Annotated in this window: 3 protein-coding genes; all 3 read left to right on the top strand. The window is 54.9% G+C overall.

Features of this window, described 5'->3' with window-relative positions:
- Window positions 1-117: 117 nt before the first annotated feature.
- The 3 genes from HMPREF3148_RS02635 to HMPREF3148_RS02625 all read left to right on the top strand — a co-directional run bounded on the left by HMPREF3148_RS02635 (window position 118) and on the right by HMPREF3148_RS02625 (window position 1,454).
- Window positions 118-684, top strand: a complete 567-nt coding sequence (locus tag HMPREF3148_RS02635) for a recombinase family protein (RefSeq protein WP_254727081.1) — start codon at window positions 118-120, stop codon at window positions 682-684.
- 180 nt (window positions 685-864) lie between these two features.
- Window positions 865-1,074 (top strand): hypothetical protein, encoded by a 210-nt coding sequence (locus tag HMPREF3148_RS02630; protein ID WP_049063700.1) that lies wholly within the window; start codon window positions 865-867, stop codon window positions 1,072-1,074.
- Complete coding sequence (locus tag HMPREF3148_RS02625; protein WP_070508638.1) at window positions 1,074-1,454, top strand: hypothetical protein; 381 nt, start codon at window positions 1,074-1,076, stop codon at window positions 1,452-1,454. Before HMPREF3148_RS02630 ends, HMPREF3148_RS02625 begins: the two co-directional genes overlap by 1 nt.
- Window positions 1,455-1,586: the final 132 nt, after the last annotated feature.

Raw genomic sequence — 1,586 nt, 5'->3', positions numbered from 1 at the left:
CTAAGCGAACAGTTTAAGAATTACATCCATCGTGTTTAACTCGCTGTTCGCTAGGGTGGGTTTATAAGTAATGAAACAGAACCGTCACTACCTCTAGACATTCCCGAACAGCCAGAGGTGGTTGCGGGCCAAAAAATTGGTTACGCGCGTGTTAGTTCCAAAGACCAGAATCTCGACCGACAGTTGGCGGCGTTGAAGAAGGAAAAAGTCTTCCGCGTCTTCACCGACACGGTGAGTGGTTCGTCCACCCAGCGCCCCGGCTTAGATGGGGCGCTTAATTATCTTCGTGCCGGCGATCAACTCATTGTGGTGAGTATGGATAGGCTTGCCCGCTCGCTTATCGACCTGCACCGCCTGGTCGATGAACTCACCGAACGCGGAGTATCCGTCAAGTTCCTCAAAGAAGGACAGACCTATTCATTAGATTCCAGTCCGGTGGCCAAGCTCATGCTTGGCCTACTCGGGTCGGTGGCGGAGTTTGAGCGTTCGATTATTCGTGAGCGCCAGGCCGAAGGTATCGCGAAAGCCAAGGCGCGCGGCGTTTATAAGGGGCGTGCGAAAGTCCTCAATGAGGAACAAGTAGCGCAGGCGCGCGGGTGGGTGAGCGCTGGTATTCCGAAAGCGGAGGTTGCCCGCCGACTCGGGATTGGGCGCACCACACTGTATAAGTACCTCAACCAGTAAGGTCTGACGTAACCCGGTCTCTGTGGAGCTGTGGGAGCGCCCCTAACCAGAGCACGGGATTAGCGGCGTGTGACGGTGGGCTTGCAAGGTAGTCCCCAGTTCAATTGACGAAGGAACATAATCAAGAAAACCGTCTACCCGTGGTTGACTTGTTTAGTCTCCCATCGGTAGACTACTGTTATGAAGCGAAACGCCGTCATCAAGAAATTGAAAGCGGAAGCCAAGCGGCGCGGTCTTGAATTTGAGGAAATCGCCCTATCGCGCCATGACGCTTATCGGGTAGGCAATACAACCCGAACCTTAGGTAGGCACCGTGAGATTGACGATGTGACAGTCAAGAAGTTTTTCGACCAATACGCCCAAGAATTAGGGAAAGGCTGGTGGAGGTAATGACCACGACATACACAGTAACCGCAGAACGCGGAACCAGCGGAGTATGGGTACTCGAATGCGCCGAACTTGGGGCAGTGTCCCAAACTAAGCGGCTGGCTAATGCTGCCGACGAGATGCGCGAAGCACTGGCCTTTCAGGCAGGCCTAGACCCAGACGAACTCAGCATTGTTGTTGATGTTGTTCTCCCACCGGGCCTTGCGGAAATGAAAGCTCGCGCCGAAAAAGAACGCGAAGAAGCGGCACGACTGACCGCTGCGGCACAGGCAAGCACTCATGACCTCGCTGTTGCAATGAGAAACGCTGGAATGACCGTGCGAGATATGGGAACAGTCCTCGGAGTGTCTTACCAGCGCGCCCAAAAGCTCGCAGCATCCTAAACACTGAAAGTGAAAGTCGCCCGGCACGCGCATGATGGACACGTGTACTGGGCGATTTTTATCGGCCGGTGGACTCGTGTGCGTTAGCCGCGCGTGACGGTGGGCTTGCAAGGTAGTCCCCAGCCGGTGGTG

Origin of the sequence: Corynebacterium sp. HMSC05D08, assembly GCF_001807215.1 — a bacterium.
In the GTDB taxonomy this organism is placed as follows: Bacteria; Actinomycetota; Actinomycetes; order Mycobacteriales; family Mycobacteriaceae; genus Corynebacterium; species Corynebacterium striatum.
Note: the sequence above shows the minus strand (reverse complement) of the source record. Positions and strands in the feature narration are given on the sequence as shown.